Origin of the sequence: Aliiglaciecola lipolytica E3, from assembly GCF_000314975.1 — a bacterium.
Classification (GTDB): domain Bacteria; phylum Pseudomonadota; class Gammaproteobacteria; order Enterobacterales; family Alteromonadaceae; genus Aliiglaciecola; species Aliiglaciecola lipolytica.
In genome coordinates this window covers 36,442-56,197 of the sequence record NZ_BAEN01000076.1, presented here as the reverse complement: position 1 = coordinate 56,197, position 19,756 = coordinate 36,442, and the positions used below count along the sequence as shown (strand labels likewise).

11 protein-coding genes are annotated in these 19,756 nt (G+C 41.9%); 2 read left to right on the top strand and 9 right to left on the bottom strand.

The window, feature by feature from the left end; all coding sequences use genetic code 11:
• Window positions 1-3: 3 nt before the first annotated feature.
• Together GLIP_RS18820 and GLIP_RS18815 are read right to left on the bottom strand one after the other, a co-directional pair.
• On the bottom strand, window positions 4-2,910 hold the full coding sequence (locus GLIP_RS18820; protein ID WP_008846288.1) for a TonB-dependent receptor: 2,907 nt from the start codon (window positions 2,908-2,910) through the stop codon (window positions 4-6).
• Window positions 2,911-3,015: 105 nt separating this feature from the next.
• Window positions 3,016-6,447: a LamG-like jellyroll fold domain-containing protein gene (locus GLIP_RS18815; RefSeq protein ID WP_008846287.1), complete on the bottom strand. Its 3,432-nt coding sequence runs from the start codon at window positions 6,445-6,447 to the stop codon at window positions 3,016-3,018.
• 428 nt (window positions 6,448-6,875) lie between these two features.
• On the opposite strand from GLIP_RS18815, the gene GLIP_RS18810 reads away from it, so the two are divergent.
• Together GLIP_RS18810 and GLIP_RS18805 are read left to right on the top strand one after the other, a co-directional pair.
• A complete protein-coding gene (locus GLIP_RS18810) occupies window positions 6,876-7,823 on the top strand; it encodes a glycoside hydrolase family 43 protein (protein WP_008846286.1) in 948 nt (315 codons plus the stop codon).
• The gene (locus GLIP_RS18805) at window positions 7,820-9,397 is read left to right on the top strand and encodes an alpha-N-arabinofuranosidase (RefSeq protein ID WP_008846285.1); all 1,578 of its coding nucleotides are present in this window, start codon (window positions 7,820-7,822) and stop codon (window positions 9,395-9,397) included. The genes GLIP_RS18810 and GLIP_RS18805 overlap by 4 nt, the downstream gene beginning before the upstream one ends.
• 446 nt (window positions 9,398-9,843) lie before the next feature.
• Here the strand turns inward: GLIP_RS18805 and GLIP_RS18800 are convergent, their stop codons facing one another.
• The 7 genes from GLIP_RS18800 to GLIP_RS18770 all read right to left on the bottom strand — a co-directional run bounded on the left by GLIP_RS18800 (window position 9,844) and on the right by GLIP_RS18770 (window position 19,710).
• Complete coding sequence (locus tag GLIP_RS18800; protein WP_008846284.1) at window positions 9,844-11,772, bottom strand: family 43 glycosylhydrolase; 1,929 nt, start codon at window positions 11,770-11,772, stop codon at window positions 9,844-9,846.
• The gene (locus GLIP_RS18795; RefSeq protein ID WP_008846283.1) at window positions 11,756-13,696 is read right to left on the bottom strand and encodes a glycoside hydrolase family 97 protein; all 1,941 of its coding nucleotides are present in this window, start codon (window positions 13,694-13,696) and stop codon (window positions 11,756-11,758) included. Before GLIP_RS18795 ends, GLIP_RS18800 begins: the two co-directional genes overlap by 17 nt.
• Window positions 13,697-13,762: 66 nt before the next feature.
• Window positions 13,763-14,827 carry an aldose epimerase family protein gene (locus GLIP_RS18790; protein ID WP_226992254.1) on the bottom strand — a complete coding sequence of 355 codons (1,065 nt, stop codon included), beginning with the start codon at window positions 14,825-14,827 and terminating at the stop codon, window positions 13,763-13,765.
• A gap of 248 nt (window positions 14,828-15,075) precedes the next feature.
• On the bottom strand, window positions 15,076-15,660 hold the full coding sequence (locus GLIP_RS18785; protein ID WP_008846281.1) for an HAD family hydrolase: 585 nt from the start codon (window positions 15,658-15,660) through the stop codon (window positions 15,076-15,078).
• A 169-nt stretch (window positions 15,661-15,829) separates the two neighbouring features.
• Window positions 15,830-17,329: an L-arabinose isomerase gene (gene araA, locus GLIP_RS18780; protein WP_008846280.1), complete on the bottom strand. Its 1,500-nt coding sequence runs from the start codon at window positions 17,327-17,329 to the stop codon at window positions 15,830-15,832.
• Window positions 17,330-17,362: 33 nt separating this feature from the next.
• Window positions 17,363-18,058 carry an L-ribulose-5-phosphate 4-epimerase gene (locus tag GLIP_RS18775; RefSeq protein WP_008846279.1) on the bottom strand — a complete coding sequence of 232 codons (696 nt, stop codon included), beginning with the start codon at window positions 18,056-18,058 and terminating at the stop codon, window positions 17,363-17,365.
• Window positions 18,055-19,710 (bottom strand): ribulokinase, encoded by a 1,656-nt coding sequence (locus GLIP_RS18770; RefSeq protein WP_008846278.1) that lies wholly within the window; start codon window positions 19,708-19,710, stop codon window positions 18,055-18,057. Before GLIP_RS18770 ends, GLIP_RS18775 begins: the two co-directional genes overlap by 4 nt.
• Between the last annotated feature and the right edge of the window lie 46 nt (window positions 19,711-19,756).

Here is a 19,756-nt window from a genome sequence, read left to right as displayed (position 1 = left end):
TGATTACAACGAGTATCTAAGACCTAACGCATAGGTACGGCTATAAATCCCGCTAGAGAAATTGTAGATATCAGGTTGTTGGTAATATGCCTGGAATTTCTCATCGGTGAGATTAGTTGCATCAAATGTCAGTACTAGATTTTCAGATACGTTGTAAGACAATTGAAAATCCAAACTCGTTTCAGGCGCTCTGTAGCGAGCCAATGGATTAGCAAAGATAGCGGTTTCATTGTCGTAACGAAAAGCGTCACGCCAAACATAGGATAGTCGACTACTAATATCATCTTTTTCATATGCCAATACGACGCTGAATGACGAATCAGATACGCCAAACATCTCAACTGTATCAAAACCAATTGGCTCTGGATTGGTTGGATCGTCTTCATCATAAATGGGTAAATCTTGTGACGAATCCAAAGCAGTGTAACTGGCCTGAACCCCAAATCCATCTAATAACCCTGGCAACTCTTCAGGGAAATAAACCACACCCAACTCATATCCGGTTAACTCGCCATTGGCTGAGTTATCTGGGCGCGTTAATATGTGCAGAAGTTCACCTATCTCTTCACCATCTTCGTCTACGTCATTGGGGTAATCATAGTAAATTTCAGAACGAGAACTAACCACTAGTCCGTCTATTTCACGTTGAAACAAGGTTGCGTAAATCGCGTTAGCTTCACCAAAATAGTATTCGATTGATAAATCGAGGTTTGTCGAGATAACCGGTTTCAAGTTTGGATTACCAGAATTTGCCGTTCCAGTCCCCACTGAAGTAACCCCTTTAGAATAGGTAGTATAAGGGTTTAATGCACCAAAATCAGGGCGTCGCATAGTTTCAGTGTAGGAAAAACGGAACAATAAATTATCGTCATAAGTGTATCTGGCAATAAATGAAGGTAAAACATCACTACTGCCATTTTCACCGTTATCTTGTTCAACAATTTGATTAGCCGTATCGACACGATCAAAAATATATGGAGTTTTCGCATCGGTATAACGCAACCCAAACGTCCCATCTAAAACACCACTGTCAAAGTCATATTCAAAACTCGCTTGGGCATATAAATCCAAAGTCGTTTCATCTGCTTCAAACGTTCTGCGCATGATCAACGATGCGCCCCCCGTTAAGTAGTTATCAATAGGCGCGCCGTTTTCGTCGTAATAGCCATATAATTCCCGAAACGCATCTTTATTTGCCAACATATAATCGATATCACCGATTAACCATCCATCAGGAAAATCTGCTCTACCGTCGAAAAAGTCTTCAGTGCTATCCAAAAACTCCACTGGCATGCTGGTCATAGGAATATCATATTGATTTACTATGATATTTGCACCGCGACTGCGATTATTTATACTGCGTTTTTCATATAACAAACCAAAATCAATTTGTTTTATACCACCAAAATCTACATACCAATTGGCGTCTAGATATAGCGCATTTGACGTACCTTCATCACGACTTCCGTTATCCCAAGATGGACCCATTGAATATAAGCGTGGGTCCAATAAATCAGATTCATCGATATCCGAGGTCATGGGATTATCATGAAACTCAAGACCAGGTACGCCTTCGTAAGTATTAAAATCAACGGTCATCGAATAATAATCATGTAACAATCGAACTGCGAAAAAGTCTGATGTGAACACACTTTTTTGATTCACAATTTCCGCTTCTAAGTGAAAATAATCGGAAAGATCCCATTTTCCACCTAAGGCAAACATGTAGGTATCAGTTTGTCTTTCATCAGCATCCGTACTATTGAAATCAGACTCCCACACACCATAACGAGGGTCGCCATCATAAACAGTTCGTGATTTGACAACATTAGTACCTTCATAAAGTACAATATCGTCATCAAAGTTGATGTTATAAGCTGAATCTGGAAACGTGAAAAACAGGCTGTTTCGCACGGTTTCTCGATATCCATTGTAAAAAGCTTCAAACAAATATTCAGATTTATCATTGGGCGCAAACTGTAGCGATAAATTTACTGCTGGGCGTTCGCGTTTACCTGAAAGGTCACTGGCAAAAACAGCATCACGAGACAAAATGTATTCGTTAGTGTAACCATTTGTATTTAACGTTGAACCAACCGTGTTAGGCAGACCTTGTTCTAACCCTGGATCCCAATAGGCTGAATTGATTCGTTCAAACGCAGGAAAGTCACCAACGTTACCAAATCGATCAGCACCTTCACCTTCAGGATTAGCAGTAAAGTATGGGAACACCGCTCCAGCGGTTATTGCTTGGTCTCGCCAGTTTGTTTTCGCATAAGCGACGTTAAGAAGTGCACCGAATTTACCTGAATCTAATTCCCAGGTATTACTTGCCATGGCACTAACATTTGGATCAATAGTGCCTTCTTGATCAGAATAAATACCTCTGGCTGCAACAACGAACTTAGCACCGTCGAAATTGAACGGCCGTTGTGTCATCACATCAACTTGTCCAGCAATTCCGCTTGGAAGTTTGTCAGCAGAACGTGCTTTATACACGTCCACTCTTGAGATGAGTGCTGCTGGTGTATCGGCCATAGTATAAAAACGCCCTGTAGAAATATACATTTGGCGTCCATTTACGGTGGTGGTAATGTCATTCAAACCACGGATAGATAAAGTACCTACTTCGCCGCGATCACGGTTAGTCACCTGAACGCCTGGTACCCGTTGTAACGCTTCAATAACGTTGTTATCCGGAAACTTACCAATATCTTCTGCAACGATTGAATCAACGACTTCAATCTTTTCGCGTTTGATATCAATGGCTTTTGCCAAACTTCCACGTATTCCTGATACTTCGATAACTTCGACGTTATCGTTCTCTGTATTCTCTTGAGCTTGAACGCCCTGGCTCATCGCTAAAAGGGATGTCGCAACCGCCAAACTGAGTAAGGAGGGCTTAAACATGTTTTTTCTCCCAAAATGTGACTTCATATAATTTGCTTTAACAGCAGCAAATCAGAATTAATATTGTTTATAAATGACTGGGGGGTTTCCCCCCACAGGGCGTTATTATTGCGAACTTCCTTCTGCGTAAAGTTCCTGCACATCATCGATTGAAATGGGATCATCGAAGATAACCAACTCATCCATTTTGCCGTTAAAGTTGGCATCCCAAGGGAACAAATTAGTAGCCAATGCAAAACTTGAGTTACCACCTACAGGCGTAAATACATCTGGGAAACCGTCGAGGCTATTAGTCAACTCGCCATTAATGTACGCATTGAAAGTCCTCTCATTCACAACCACAACAATATGTGTCCATTCATTATCTGGAATCAGCGACCCCATGTTGCCATCAAACCAAGCCTCACCTGACCACAGCATGGTTTGTCCAGAAGGTCCAAATGGAGCCAAGCTTATCCAACTATTGCTTGCGGCATAGCCAAAAAATGCTGAGGTAAATTGGGTTTTGGATGTAGGGTTAAGCCAAATTGAAATTGAATAACTATTGTCGCTAATTAAGCCATCTGGAAGCTTCGCGCCAGGGCCTGCGTCACCAAGGAAATTAACCGCAGAACCAACAACACCGTCAACATAAGCGAGAGTTTTATCTGTTGGAGTTATCAGTGGCAATTCTGCTGTTTTATCCGCAGGTTCACCTGAGCCGAAGTCGCCAGCAGTATCCTCTAAGTTTTCTTCAAAGCTAAAGCGAGCAACGGCTGAAGGAGGTGTTTTCGATATAACAGTGGCAACAAATTCCTTACTGGTAGTTTCACCATCAAGCGTAATTGTGGCAGTTAAAGTGACCGTAACATCTGCTTCGCCTCGTTCGGGACGAGTGACGACACCAGTTGCAGGATCTATTACCGCGGAATTTGATGATTCCCAAGCCAATGCTGATGCAAACGGCCCAGAGTAAGGTAATACTAAATCTCCCAATACAAAATCTAGATTTCCTAAATCCAGCGCTTGTTCAGCGATAGTAAGTAATTGATCAGCAGGTAACTCATCTACATCCAAGGCTTTGATTTCTGCCGCTGATAGCGCTTCATCATAAACTTTCATTTCATCTATGTAGGCCACTAAAGGGGCATCCCAATAGTTCAAACCTAATGTGATGATTGAACCATCAGGCTTCGCGGTATGCATATCTTCTAAGCCGCTTCCAGAACCGACTTGCTCGCCGTCATAGTAGATTTGAAATTGACCTGCGTTAACGGACAACGCTATGTGATGCCATTCGTTTACTGGATAAACAACGCCAGTAACACCATCAAGCCAAGGCCAAGAACCATCTTCTTCTAACCAATTTGACCACAGCATCAACTCGGCATTCCAACTGCTAGGTAAAAAACTCTGCCATCTGTCGGGGGAACGCGCAGCAAAATAGGCTGGTCGGAATTGGAATGAAGCTTGTTGATTCATCCAAAAAGAAACAGTGTACTGATAGCTATCAATTATATCGGGTGGAAGTAATACACCAAATGAACCATCAAGATTAACTGCTTGGCCTGTTTTTCCGGTAACAAACACAGGATTAACGGTTGTTGTACCGGTAGTGTCTGTGGATGCAACTCCATCACCAAATGTCATGTTGATTTCACTCAGTGAATTTTCAAATGGATAGTAGGCCGTTCTGTTGTAGGTTGAACGCTCTGCGACAATCACATCTTTTGTGACAGTCATTGTCTGCCCAAGCACATCAATGGTGGCAGTTAAAGTTACTGTTTGATCACCTTCACCAACATTCGGGCGCGTAACCGTGCCATCATTTGCAATGTAACGCGGTAGGCTAGAGGACCAACTAATTTGTGCGCCACGCGCTCCGTTAACTGGAAATTCGAGATTTTGTTTTACCACCAGCGTTTGACTAGGATCGGCTTCATTGGCAAAGGTTTCTTCCACTGCAGCATTGATGTCATTTACTATGTCAGCTGCTGTTTTTTCTGGAAGCTTAGCGGCAAGAAGTGACTCCCCACTTGCACTCATAGCAGAAATAGTTACTTCAAAACGTTCGTCTTCAACGTTCCATTGCCATTTAGCCACACCTTCGTAGGTAGTATCGTCGTTGATGACTAAACGAATTCTATCGCTATCGTCACTAAATAGTTTGTAAACTCCGCTTAAATCGCCTTGGATATAGCGACCTTGGTTAGTGAGTGTCACGTAAACCGAAGTATGTTCATTACCGTTACTATCTTTACCTTGTAAGATTAAGCGATAATCTCCGGCAACATCATTAGCATCAACAAGGTTATCACCGTCAATTGGCGCGTAACGATGTGGTGAAACTACTAACCAATCATCGTTATTCAACCACATTTCGTGCACTCTTACTGCATGTGCTTCAACGTTATCGTAGCGCTCTTCTTCTACTGGAAAACGCGTATGAGTAAACAATAAATATTTACCTAACTCTTCGTCATACAAAGCAGAGTTATGACCGGGAGAGTTATATCCATATTGTGCGGAAGGATCCCCAAACGCGGACTCCCATAAAACGCTGCCAAGTAACTTGGTTCCATAATTATTTGCAACTGTCGCACCGGTAACATTGTTGCCATCAGCATCTAGATAGGGTCCTTGAGGGGTACGTGATCTAGCGACGCGAATATTGTAACCATCATCCGCCGCGAAACCAGCATTTGACCAGAATAGGTAGTAGTAATCGCTTTCTGGACTGTAGATAACGTAGCTACCTTCAATGGCTTCGAAATTGCCACCTACTAAATGGGTTCCGAAGCCTTGTCCAGCTTCGGGCATCCCAGTGGATTCGTCCATTGCAAGTATAAATATCCCGCCAGAATAAGACCCATAAACTAACCACAGGTTGTCGTCTTTATCGTAAAATGCAGCTGGGTCAATGGCGTTAGGATGTTGTGCTTGGATATACGCTTCAACGCCTTCAATTGGGTAAGTGTCCAATTCACCATCACGGTGACCTGAACGCACAAAAATGCCTTGGTCAACGTAGGGTCCGTCGATATTGTCAGACACGGCTAAACCAAGATAAGAACGATTCCAACACACTTCATCTACTTCTGGTGTGTCTGGGTTGTCTTGTGCGCAGTGATTGTAATAAAACCAGAACTTTCCATCTGGAGATTCAATAACATCAGCAGCCCAATTGCCTTTAAATCCATCAGTCCAAGCAATACCTTCAGCTATTTCGCTAGAGTAAGTATCAAAAAGCGGAGACTCATCAACTGCGTTATTTGCAGATAAGGACGAAATATATTCCCAGGTCATCAAATCGGTAGTCTTCGCTGCCGCTAAATGAGAACCGAATACGTAATATGTTCCATCCACTTTTATAATTGACGGATCGTGCACGCCAAGATCATTGTAAAGAGAACTATCTGAAATATTTGATGTGGGATCTACTATTGTTTGATTGCCAGGTATGATGTAAGTTTCTGGAGGATTGCTATCCTCACTTGAACCACCGCACCCAGAAACCGCTACAACCCCACTCAAAATGAGTGCCATCTTTAGTTTCATTTTGGTTATTCCTCTAGCTTTATGTGTGTTTTTATTTTCACTTAAAATAATTTTCGTCTTTAAAAACGATAATTATCTTACCTACCCAAAATCATTAGTAATACAATAGTACTATATAAAATACCCAAGCTCCACATTTCAACATACATAATTGCAATATTTTTTTAACAATATGCGATAAACCCTGCGAAATATGAGTAGTTACGGGCAATCTAAGCCTAAAAACAAAGCTTGAAAAAAAAGATATTAGTAATACAATACGATAATAGTTAACATTTTTTTGATGAAAAGTGTCGATTTATTGGTAAAGAGATGAGCCGTCAGCGCTGAAGTAGAAAGTGAAGTTCAACAACTTTATTTCCTTCATGTCTATTTTAAAGAATCTACATTACTAATCTGCAAACTCGTAAAAAAAAGGAAATCATATGATGAAATATTCCATCCCATTCATGTTGCTATTCAGCAGCATCACAATGGCCAAAAACCCCTTGTTTACAGATGTATTCACGGCAGATCCTGCGGCATTAGTGCATGACGATGTTGTATATCTATATACAGGGCACGATGAAGCTCCAAACAACAATGTGTTTTTTGAAATGCATGATTGGTTAGCGTTTAGTTCAACAGACATGGTTAATTGGCAATCTCATGGGCCAATAATGCGTGGTACCGATTTTAAATGGGCAAAAGAAGGTTTCGCATGGGCCTCACATATGGTCGAAAAAGATGGCACTTTTTATTTTTATACGACTGTACGTCATAAAGACGATAAACCTGGATTTGCTATTGGTGTAGCGACTTCCAAATCGCCTACGGGCCCTTTTAAGGATGCCATTGGCAAAGCCTTAATAACTGATGATATGACGACCCATTCTCCGAATGATTGGGATGACATCGATCCCGCCATTTTTATCGAAGAAAATGGAGATACCTACATGTTTTTTGGCAATTTGGTACCTAAGTACGTCAAATTGAAAGACAACATGCTCGAATTGGATGGTGAAATCAAAGTCATTGACGTTCCAAATTACACAGAAGCCTCTTGGGTGCATAAAAAAGGCGACAACTATTACTTATCTTATGCCTGTGAATTTCCAGAGAAAATTTGTTATGCCATGAGCAAAAGTATTCATGGTCCATGGACTTATAAAGGCATTCTTAATGAAATTGCAGGAAATTCTGAAACTAATCATCAATCAATAATCGAATTTAAAGGTGAGGATTATTTTATTTATCACACCGGAGCAATCCCACCAATAGATGGCAAACAAAGTGGTGGACGTTTCAGACGTTCGGTTGCCATTGATCCTCTTTTTTACAATCAAGATGGGAGTTTGAAACGCGTTATTATGACTACTGAAGGTATACAACCATGATTACTAAACATAGCGTTAGATTTGTAAAATTTTACTTTTTACAAACAACCACTATTTTTTCATTAGTTTTTACCGCATTGGCAGTACAACAAGCATGGGCAGCCCCTAACCAGGTAAACATTTCAGCAGATCTCAACGTCCAAGGGCCAACAATCAATAAAGATATTTATGGCCAGTTTGCCGAACATTTAGGCAGGGGAATCTATGAAGGTTTATGGGTAGGAAAAGAGTCTTCAATTCCAAATACCAAAGGCTTTCGTAATGACGTAGTGAATGCGCTGAAAGCTATTCAGGTGCCCTTAGTTCGATGGCCCGGAGGCTGTTTTGCCGATGAATACCATTGGCGTGATGGCATTGGCGATAGCAAAAAGCGTCCGATCAAAGTTAATACTCATTGGGGTGGTGTTGAAGAAGATAATGCAGTGGGAACTCACGAGTTTTTTGATTTGGTCGAGCTGTTGGGGGCAGATGCATATATAAACGGTAATCTAGGTAGTGGAAGTGTTCAGGAAATGGCTGAGTGGATGGAATACATGACGTCTGATAAGCGCTCCAGCATCGCAAATGAGCGACGTAAAAACGGGCGTGAAGAGCCTTGGGATATTGCCTATTTTGGGATTGGTAATGAATCTTGGGGCTGTGGTGGTCATATGACGCCTGATTATTACACTGACCTTTATCGTCAATACGCAACATTTCTTAAAACTCCGCCTGGTAAAAAGCCTAAATTAGTTGGTAGTGGTGGTCACACCGAAGATACAAGCTGGACAGACATTTTAAGCACTAATATAAAACGTGACTTGGATGGCATTAGTTACCATTTTTATACCCTTCCAAATAGTAATTGGCAAAACAAAGGGCATGCGACTGAATTCGACTACATCGATTGGTTCAAAACCTTAGAACGTACCATGCGTATAGACACATATTTGAAAGAAAACATTGCTAAGTTAGAGCGCAATGATCCCCAAGGTAAGATTGATTTATACGTTGATGAGTGGGGTACTTGGTACGATCCTGAAGAGGGACGTGAGCCAGGCTTTTTGTATCAACAAAATACATTAAGAGACGCCATAGTCGCCGCGGTTAATTTCAATATATTTCATCAATACGCCGAGCGTGTAACTATGACCAATATCGCCCAAATGGTTAATGTGCTTCAAGCCATGATCTTGACTGACAAAGAAGAAATGGTTTTAACGCCTACCTATCATGCGTACGGACTTTACAAAGTATTTCAAGATGCGACTTCAATACCTTTTAATATTAATAGCGATAAATATTCTCATGAAAACCAAAGCTTACCAGCGATTACTGCATCTATAGCAAAGGGGAAAGATGGACGTGTATACATAGCGTTGGTTAACCTTGATCCAAAAAATGCAGGAAAGGTAACACTTAATTTGAAAGGAACAGATGCAAGTCGATTGTCAGGTCAGGTATTAACCTCTAGCTATATTACTGACAAAAACACTTTCAAAGATAAAGATATGGTTAAGCCCCACCCTTTCAATGCAAACATTAACGATGTTAGCATTCCGCCAAAATCAATAGTGGTCGCAGCCATTTTGTAGCACGGGATTTATCCCGTGGATGTTTTGACTCACTAACCGGGCTGAAGCCCGGACTACAAAGTTGGTTTCGGTAGCACGGGATTTATCCCGTGGATATTTTGACTCACTAACCGGGCTGAAGCCCGGACTACAAAGTTGGTTTCGGTAGTACGGGATTTATCCCGTGGATGTTTTGACTTTCCTAACCGGACTGAAGCCCGGACTACAAAGTGGGATTTAGTAGCACGGGATTTATCCCGTGGATATTTTGACTCACTAACCGGGCTGAAGCCCGGACTACAAAGTTGGTTTCGGTAGCATGGGATTTATCCCGTGGATATTTTGAGTCTCTGACCGGGCCTGAAGCCCGGACTACGAAGTGGGATTTAGTAGCACGGGATTTATCCCGTGGATGTTTTGACTATCTAACCGGGCTAAAGCCCGGACTACAAGGTTGGCTTTGTGTTTTAACCTGGCTCTCTTAAATGGAAAATTTGACATCTAGTTGCCAAGTTAGGCTGTTGAGCGATGTTTGTTCCATCTGCCAACCCACAATCAGAAACGCCCATCGCTTGTCGAGTATAACGGTTGATCAGCATAAGCCCTCCTCCATCGACTGGTGACAATCGCCACTGAGCTGTTTTTTGCTCACAAGATACCAGTTTCAGGTTTGCACCTGGGACCATAGCATTGTTTGTCACCCCCACACATAATTCAGCATTCATACTTGGCTTAAGTGCCATATAGCCAGTATCCGTCGGTTGAAAATACCAATTTTGTGAACCTAGGTAATCGAATGCACTTTGCTCTACATTCTGTCCTTCAACAACTTTATCTTCCGCTAAAGACACTGCCTTCCCACTTTGCTGACTCAGCAAAACCACTTTACCAACTGGATTTAATTGCCACTGATTGCACGCACTTGTACTATCTTGTTGTAATACAGCTTGATTCTCTGCTGAGGAACAACCCGCCAATGCCAATGATTTTCCAGAAAATCGATTAGTAATTGTGACATTTCCATCTACACCGCTTTCTACATTCCATTGTTGGCAATAGTTATTGCGCCATGCTGATGATTGTACTCTTGCATTATCAGCTGTAGAACATCCTTGGACTTCCAGAAATTTACTGTCTTCCCGATTTGCTAAACGCACAAAGCCATCAGTCGTTGAATCTAAAATCCATTGTCCATTGGTTCCTGAACAGGCGCGTTGAACCGCTCGGCTATCCTCTGGATTGGCAGCAATGTCTAAACATAGATTAGAGGTTGCATTGACTAAATTGTAACGTTGACCTTGAATACGTGTGACAAGTGGTCCGTTTTCGCCTGAAGGCGGTGCAACCACAACTCCTGGTGTAATAGGTTCACCAAAATTAGGCTTGCCATCTTGGTCCCAAGTAAACTTTTGAGCCCGCAATGAACGAGTAGCGCTGCACCCATGCTCAACGGAATCGTTTCCGTGATAAACCAACCAATCTTCAGTACCATCAGGTGAAGTGAAAAAACCATTGTGTCCGGGTCCAAAAACCGATTCTGTGCGAGAAAAGACCGGCTCAGATGACTTTTGCCAATGTTCGATGTTGAGGGGATCATTCCCCACCAATTCAAGCAAACCTAATTTGTAATCTGGCGTATTACAAAAGCTAGCAGAGTAAGTCATAAAAGTACGACCGTTTCGCTGCAAAATTTCAGCACCTTCAGTCACTTTGCGACCACTAATTTCCCAGTCAAACTCAGGTCGCGTCAAAATAGTATGGGGAACCCCTTCTTTTAACTTCCAAGGATTTTCCATCTCAGCAATAATATTAAGCTGCTGATCTCCTTGCCACTGAGAATAGATTACGTAAAGTTTGCCGTTAAAACTAAGGTAATTACCATCGATATTCCATACATCTGGCATCAGGGCACCTTTATATTGATATGGGCCCATAGGATCATCGCCTGCGCTTTCCAATACGTTGAGGTGTTGATAATCAAGAGTGCCATCTCGACCCGCTGTATACATCATGTACCAACGAAATCCATCTGGACCTTTAATACGATGAAATTCAAACGCCCAAAAATTACAGCATCGTTCTGGATCAGTGGCAGACCAAACGTTGACAGGTGTAGCATTTGCTAATCCAGCTAACGTGGGCGATTTGCGCATCACTAATTCAGATGTCCAGGTTGTGGTGGTCAAATAGTAGTTTCCGTCCCAATATTCTAGCCATGGATCAGCGCCATTTGGAAACAGTGGATTGGTAAAGGTACCCGAGGATTGAGTCGCTTTTTCCACATTGGCTTCAAGGACACTTTTCTCGTTGTCGCTTATCTGGCAACCTGACAAAAATAAACTTAAAAAGCCGGCTAAAGCAGCGTATTTAAGCAACTTTTTAGATGTTACATGCATTGCTATTCTCTCTTTGGGTTTGGTTGTTCGCTTTATTTCGGGTCACGATCACAAAGCCACTATTAGGTTTAACCACGAGTTGTAGTTGAGGTCTTTTGATATCGTAGCTATTAACTTCACGATTGTGTTGGCCTTCAACGTACACTGTGGCATCTTGCATTTCGGTGAATGACAAATCCAACTCTAATGGCAGGTTTTCTTCCATGGCGTTAACTCCTGCCACATACCACTCACAACCTGACTTTCGTGCTACCGTTATATGTTTTCCAGGAAAACCTTGCAGCAACTTACTCTTTTCCCACATAACTGGAATGTTACGCAGGTATTTTTTAACCGGCTCAGACACCTGCGACATTTGTTCTGGAGTTGTGACTAAATGCTGTACACCAGACAAAAACAAAATGGGTAACGCCAGTTCAAAAGCATTACTTGTCGAGCGTTTTATATCCGTCATATCGCCTAATACCATCGGTGTAAAATCCATTGGATCAAATACGTTGCGGGTAAAGGGCAGTGTGGCAGTATGTACTGCCTGACGATTAGCGAAATCTTGAAAAAAGGTAATCATTTCCTGACCTTTTACCGCTTCTACTGTCATTAAGTTCGGATATGTTCTTTGCAACCCTCTAGGCAAAGTTGCCCCATGAAAATTAACCATGAGTTTGTACTTAGCAGCATCTTTTAGAATCTCTTCATAATATGCAATTGCAGAAGAGCCATCACCGGGGAAGAAATCAACCTTGATGCCTTTAATGCCCATTGAACTTAATTTTTCAAATACAGTGGCTCTATCTGTGTGCGTGAGCAAACTGCCCTTAGGGCTATAAACAGTCTGATTCCAAGCACCTGAAGAGTTATACCAAACCCAAAGAGCTACACCTTTTGATTGTGCGTAATCCGATAATTCCTGTAGTTTTTCAAAACCGATTTTTTGATCCCAATCTGCGTCCACCAGCACGTATTGCCAATGCATGTCTACGGCATAATCAATAAATTTCTTTTGGACAGGAAAAATAGTGGAATCATCTTTTAATAATCCCCAACTCCAGGCTGCAATGCCAGGCTTAATAAAGTCTGTAGAAGTTAATTGATTGGCTTTGGCAACGTCTGTACCTAAATTTGATTCAAAGACAGAGGCAAGACTGCCCACCACAACAATTCGCCACGGCGTAACAAACGGTAAGCTATGCTCTGGAAGGTATTTCCCATTTGTCGTGATTTCGCTTGGATGAGGAAATTTCACAAAGAAATTCCCCTGCTCATCGTTGCGTAAATTAGTACCACTGTAATACGCCGGAAGTCCCGCTTCAGATAATAATAAATAGTTCTGATCACGTTTAAACAACGCTGGATAGACCCATCCATTGCTACTTGGAGACTGAGTATTCACACTAACTTGTTGCAAGTATTCTTCTTCATAAGAAGGGTTAGTATTCATCCAACCTGATTGCGCTTCGGCTTTGGGTTGTAACCACGCCTGTGTATCTGCGAAAAAGGCAAACTCAGTAAATTCTTCCATTACCACACGCGTATCGGTACTTTCCCCCAATAATTCGTATCTAAACGCTAGGCCATCGTTACTCATTCTAAACTGGATGGCTATTTCATGTGCGCTGCTATTTCGCAACGTCACTGTTAACGAATTTGCTTCAAAATCGTAGTCAGTTTGCTTGCCTGTCCACAATTTGTAACTGCCGGTTTGAGTGATTGGGGAGGTAACATTAACTACAGTCAAACCAGTCTGAAAACTCGTATTATTAAGTGCCAAACCTAAATTTGAAGGCGCTAACAAGGCTTTTTTTGCACTTAATAATTGATACTGTACCGCTCCTGTAGCCGTTTTATAAACAATGACTTCCAATTTAGTGTCTGGGCTTTCAAGTCTCGCTATGGCATGACTTTCGGCAAAAACAATATTGCTCACTAAATAGCAATATATACTCAGACATATACAAAGGGGTTTAAATAATTTCATCAATGTAATAGCCCTCTAACGCGTGCCAAATTCATACACAATACGGGTTGAATATACGTCACTTGGCATTAGCGTCGTGCTAGGAAAAGCGCTCTGATTTGGTGAGTCTGGATTGTGTTGAGGTTCTAAACAAAAAGCACTTCTATAGTGATGCACAGTTCCTTTTTGGGAAGTAGACCCATCTAAAAAATTACCAGAATAAAACTGCACTGATGGTTCAACAGTGCGCACGATTAAGGTTCGGCCGGTATTTGGTTCATATACGTTAGCAGCTTCGATTAATTTGTTGTCAGGCTGAGTTTTTAATACATAATTATGGTCATATCCCTTACCAAATTTAAGTTGCTGATCGTTGTTCTCTATATCTTTACCAATGGCTTTAGGTTGTCTGAAGTCGAAAGGAGTACCAGCAACGGATACCAGCTTACCGGTTGGAATTAAGCCACTGTCTACGGGAGTAATTTGTGAACTTGGGATCTGTAACTGATGAGACAAGATATCGCCCTTGCCGGCCAAATTGAAATAAGTATGCTGAGTTAAATTGACAATCGTTGGTTTGTCAGTGGTGGCGGTAAAAGTCATGTCCAATGTATTGTCATTGGTTAAAGTATAAGTGACTTCAGTGACTAATTTACCTGGGTATCCTTGATCGCCATCCGGACTGGTTAATCGAAGCACCACACCTGCACTATTAGCAGTCGCAAACGGGGTCATATCCCATATATTTTTATCAAATCCTTGCATACCTCCATGCAAATGATTTTCGCCATCATTAGTCGCGAGGTGATACTCGGTACCATTTAGCGTGAATTTACCTTTGGCAATACGATTGCCATAACGTCCGATGATCGCGCCAAAGTAGGGGTTTGATTTCACATAATCATCTAAATTATCAAATCCATGGACGATATTGCCCATAACGCCCGTTTTATCGGGGGTTAACATTCGCGTTATGATGCCGCCATAGCTAATCACATCAACTTCAAGACCGTGACTATTGGTGATTTTTGCCATGTAAACAGGCGTTTTATCTTCAAGCGTACCGTATAGCTGCAAATTGACGGTTGGCATAAGTTTCATTGCATTTCCTTCTTTAGCAATAGAGAAATTAGCGAATAGCACCAAGCTCAAAGAAATGATGAAAGCCGCGCTACGGAGTGCAGAAATAATCGAAAGGTAATTTTTCAACGTGATCGAAAAAGACATATGTTAACCTTTATTTAACTATATTTGTACTTTTATAATACAATTAAATATTGAAAAAGCAAAGGTAAAAGTGATGTATGTGTGAACGAAAGAAATAAGCCGTTAAAGAAACCTAACGTTGCTTATATTTGAATTTTCCCATCATTTACGAGAATGCAGTCCATTCCCGCACTTTGCGCCGCTTGGGCACCAATAGTGGTATCTTCAAAGACTATGCATTTACTCGGCTCAACACCCATTTTTTGAGCAACCATTAAAAAAGTTTCAGGGTGAGGTTTACCATGAGTTACATCAGAAGCTGTCACAAGTGCATCTAGACGTTCCAATAAACCGTGATGGGTTAACAAATGTTCTGCATTTGGACGCTCAGCTCCGGTCCCAATGCCTATAGGCATAATCGGTCGATAACGATTAAAAACCGCCATAGTCTCTGCAATTAACTCGGGGATATGATTCATAGCAACAAAGATTTGCCGCTTACGCTCTGCAACCAACTCAGGTTGATGTGTGTTTCCGTGCAATTCATTCAGCATTTCCACTGTGCGTTTAGTCGGCACGCCTCCTAAACCATGCATATACTGGCGGTCAAACGGATAATTAAACTCCTGACACACAATCTCCCAAGCATCAATATGGACACCCATAGAATCAACTAGCGTGCCGTCCATATCAAAAATAATTCCATCATAGGCACTTAAATCAGGCATGTAATCTCCATCTTGATTGAAATCTTTTAGTTGTACGTAAGAAGAGTATGTAACGAACTTAACGTTTTAAGAGCACGCTCGCAAATAAATTAAGCCCGTATAATAAATTGCCACCAGAGTATAAATAGTGGCAATTTTAATTATTACTTAAAAGTCTATAACTAGGCTCTTATATACCTTGTTTTAATGCATAATAAGCTGCGTTATGACGAAGATCCGTTTTAAATGTACGAATATTAGTATCCGCATCGATTACAATCGTTTCAACACCAGCCATGTCAGCATAGTCAATGATCATATCGGTAGTAACTGCTTGACTGTATGCCGTATGGTGCGCGCCTCCAGCATGTATCCATGCTGCTGCAGCAACTGATAAATTTGGCTTAGGTTCCCACAACGCTGAGGCTACCGGTAATTTGGGCAGCTCCGCAGGAGGAGCAACCGTATCAACTTCATTTATCAATATACGAAAACGATTTCCTAGGTCAATTGGCGAGACATTGATTGAGGGCCCAGGTGTCGCAGTAAATAATAAACGTCCTACATCACATTTCACACCAATCGTATGTCTATGTACTTCTAAACGCGGTTTCGCTGAAGCAATAGAAGGGCAGACTTCCAACATATGAGCACCTAGGACCTGATCCGTTCCACCTAAATTGTAAGTGTAATCTTCCATAAAAGAACACCCACCTTTTCGACCTTGCCCCATGACTTTCATAATGCGCACCATGGCTGCAGTTTTCCAATCGCCTTCGCCGCCGTAACCATAGCCACTAGACATTAACCTTTGTGTTGCCAGCCCGGGAAGTCCTGTAAGACCTGATAGATTCTCAAAACAATTCGTAAAAGCCTTGAATCTACCCTCGTCTAGAAAACGTTGCATCCCCAACTCTAGTTTGGCTTCATTTTTTAGCATATCGACACTATATTGGTCTTTTAAGGTTGCTTCAGAAATACTATATTCCTGCCCATAAAGATCCATTTGTGCATTGACATCACCATCTGTAACACCATTCACGACTTCTGCTAAATCTGCAACACTAAAAGCATGGACTTCATAACCAAAAGTAATTTGCGCTGATACTTTATTGCCTTCAGTTACAGAAACCTGACGCATATTGTCACCGAAACGAGCGACTTTCAGTGACTGACTTTCAGCCCAACCCATTGCCGCTCGGCACCAATCATCGATTTGCTGGTGAACATCGGGACGTTCCCAATGCCCAACTACGACTTTACGTTCTTTTCGCATCCGCGTACCAATAAAGCCAAATTCTCTATCACCATGCGCACTTTGGTGAGTATTCATGTAATTCATGTCTATATCAGCCCACGGCAACCCTGCATTAAACTGTGTATGTAAATGCAACCATGGTTTACGCAATTCAGATAGGCCAGCAATCCACATTTTTGCTGGGGAGAAAGTGTGCATCCATAAAACCAAGCCGATGCAATCCGGATTTGCATTAGCCTGCTGACACACGGCATGAATCTCTTCTGGGCTTTTTACGGTTTGCTTACAAACAAGGTTTACAGCTAAATTTGCTTGCTTATTTAATCCGGCGACAATTGCCTGACTGTTATTTGCCACTTCTTGTAAAACTCTAGGTCCGTATAAATCTTGAGAGCCGGTAACAAACCAAACCTCTTGTTTTTTTGTTGTCATTTTATAAATCCTCTTGTGTTAACCACGACTGCGTTACTTGTTTTGACCGTAGTAAGCATCTTTGCCGTGTTTACGTAGATAATGCTTGTCTAAAATTGCTTGATTTAAAGGCTGTGCACTGTGATCTAAAGTGCGCGTGAGGTACGCCATGCGTGCTATTTCTTCTAACAATGCAGCGTGATAAACAGATTGATTGGCGTCTTTTCCCCAAGTAAATGGAGCATGACCGGCAACGATTACCATTGGCGCAGCCATCGGATCTTTATGGGCATAAGAGTCGACTATTTGTGCCCCTGTCTCTTCTTCGTAATCCCCGTTAATTTGTGCATCGGTCAGTTCTCGGGTGCAACTAATTTCACCATGCACATAATCTGCGTGGGTAGTACCAAAGCAAGGAATACTCTTTTTCGCCTGTGCCCATGCAGTCGCATAAGTGGAATGTGTGTGTGTAACACCACCAATATTGTCAAATTTACGATATAAATGCGTATGCGTTTTTGTATCTGAAGATGGACGCATACTGCCTTCAACAATCGCATTTTCCATATCAACAATTACGATATCTTCCACTTTCAAAAGATCATAGGACACACCACTGGGTTTAATCGCAACTACCCCTTTTTGCCTATCAACTTGTGAAACATTGCCAAAGGTATAGATAACTAAATTACGACGCTGCAGTTCCATATTGGCTTCGTATACTTGCCGTTTTAACTCTGTATAACTCATGATTTTCCCTCACTTACATAAGCTCCAAGGGTTTGGTATTTTTGAAAAAGCTGGTCATAAATTGCAACGCGTTGTTGATTTGGTAGGTATTGCTTACAAACAGGAGAAGCCATCACTTTTTGCGCGGAAGATACTGAATCGTATGCCCCAGCGGCCACCGCTGCCATGATTGCCGCACCCAAAGCACAACTTTGCTCAGACTCGAGTACATCGATAGGGCAGTTCCATACATCTGCACATGTTTGCATTACGTAATCAGATTTTTTAGATATACCGCCAATCACTACTACCGATTCAATTGGTACGCCTTCATTTCTGAAACGTTCAGTAATTGCACGCGAACCAAAAGCAGTGGCTTCGACAATTGATTTGAATAGGTGTGCTGCATCTGTTCCCATTTTGATGCCAGAAATAGCCATCGATACGCCCTGATCAGCATCAGGAGTACGCCGTCCGTTAACCCAGTCTAACGCGGTAACATCATTGGCTTTTAAAGGGAGTGCCGAAGCGGCGTTGGACAACTTTATTAAGGTAAGCGCTTCAAGCTTTTCAATTAACTCATCACTGTTAGTCGCTAATTCAGGTAATAATTCCTTGGTCGGCCACAACAACACGTTTTTAAACCATGCGTACAAATCTCCAAAAGCAGATTGCCCCGCTTCTAAGCCAATCATGCCGGGGATAACTGAACCATCAACTTGGCCACAAATTCCTTTTACGCAGGTTTCGCCTAAAGCTTGTGTGGATGCAACAGTAATATCACAAGTAGACGTTCCCATAACTTTGGTCAAAACACCGGGGCGGACGTTAGCCGCTACAGCTCCCATATGGCAATCAAAAGCTCCATAGCCCACAACAATTCCTGCAGGCAGTCCAAGTTTCTTAGACCATTCCTCGGTCAGGTGGCCAGCAACAGAATCACTGGTTTGAGTGGCGGGGTTTAATTTATCTACTACACCATCAAGTAGCGGATCAATATCGGTGAAAAAAGCATTTGGCGGAAAGCCACCCCAGCTTTCGTTCCACATCAACTTATGACCTGTTGCACAACGACCAAGCAATAAATTATCAGGATGTGTTTTGCCACACATCAATGCGGTCATCCAATCACAATGCTCTATCCATGTATGTGTAGCCTGCTTTACAGTGTCATCTTGACGAAAAATATGTAATGCCTTTGCCCAGTACCATTCTGACGAATAGATCCCCCCCATATGAGACAAATAATTCACATCATTGCAGGTTGCAGCGGAGGTAATTTCTTTGGCTTCTTCAATTGCAGTATGATCTTTCCAAAGCACAAACATAGCGTTTGGATTTTCGCTGAATTCATCTGTTAGTGATAAAGGTGTTCCTTGTGAATTGATCGCCACTGGCGTTGATCCAGTTGTATCAAAACTCAGTCCTATTACCTTTTCTGATGTCCCTGGAGGTACGCGATCCCATAAACCGTTGACAACTTCCACTAAGCTTTCAATGTAATCTAGTGGATGTTGACGATATTGATCTTTACTCGGGTCGCAATATAAACCTTTTGCCCAACGCGGGTAATTGACTAAATGACTGGCTAACTCTTCCCCAGTAGCAACATCAACAAGCAGCGCTCTCACTGAATCGGACCCGTAATCTAGCCCTAATGCAAAACCAGACATATAACTTTCACCTTTATCGTTGCATTTTGAATTAATATATAATTGT